Origin of the sequence: Candidatus Weimeria sp. HCP3S3_B5, assembly GCF_052064335.1 — a bacterium.
In the GTDB taxonomy this organism is placed as follows: domain Bacteria; phylum Bacillota; class Clostridia; order Lachnospirales; family Lachnospiraceae; genus Weimeria.
The window spans coordinates 1-641 of record NZ_JBQHVU010000070.1; the positions used below are offsets into that span (position 1 = coordinate 1).

Annotated in this window: 1 pseudogene; it reads right to left on the reverse strand. The window is 44.9% G+C overall.

Going from position 1 to position 641, the window contains the following annotated elements:
- Positions 1-498, reverse strand: a pseudogene (locus tag ACTNCK_RS11760) (IS110 family transposase); the annotation flags it as partial.
- Positions 499-641: the final 143 nt, after the last annotated feature.

Sequence of the window (641 nt, forward strand, 5' to 3'; positions counted from 1 at the left end):
AAATATCGCTGAAGACATCATCAAGTTTGAGATTGGATACAGTAAGACAGTTGTGGGCACGGTTCTTTTCACCTGTTATCATGTTGGTGAGCTTGAAACGGTATCTTACAAGGTCTCTTATTTCGCGGATGTCGGCAGGCGGTATAAAGGACGGCTTGATCATACTGCACATAAGATGAACCGGGCGTCTTTACGGTCAGTCTTGTTTCCTTTTTGAGGCTTGGTGTACTTGGGGTGGGCAAGTACAATGTTGCAGTTTTTTTCAAGAATGTTGAAGACCGGGATCCAATATTTGCCTGTAGATTCCATGCAGACATCCTTACAGCCATAGAAAGCAAGCCATTCGGCAAGTTCATTCAGTCCCTTTGTAAAGGATGAGAACCGCTTCTCATGGTAGTGTACGATGTTGTTGGCATCTGCTATGCCTATGCAGGCATAGATCCAGGTTTTGTGGACATCAAGCCCGCAGGCATTCTTTAGGTAGATTTTAAAAGACACTAAAAACACCTCCTGTTATTTTATAGTTGGGAGACTGGCAGTGACTGGCCATCTGGCAAAATCGAGTCGACTTTGGAAGAGATAAGTTTACGGGCTACGGGCTCTCGCCATTGCTCCAGACATTGATGCCTTAACAGATGACC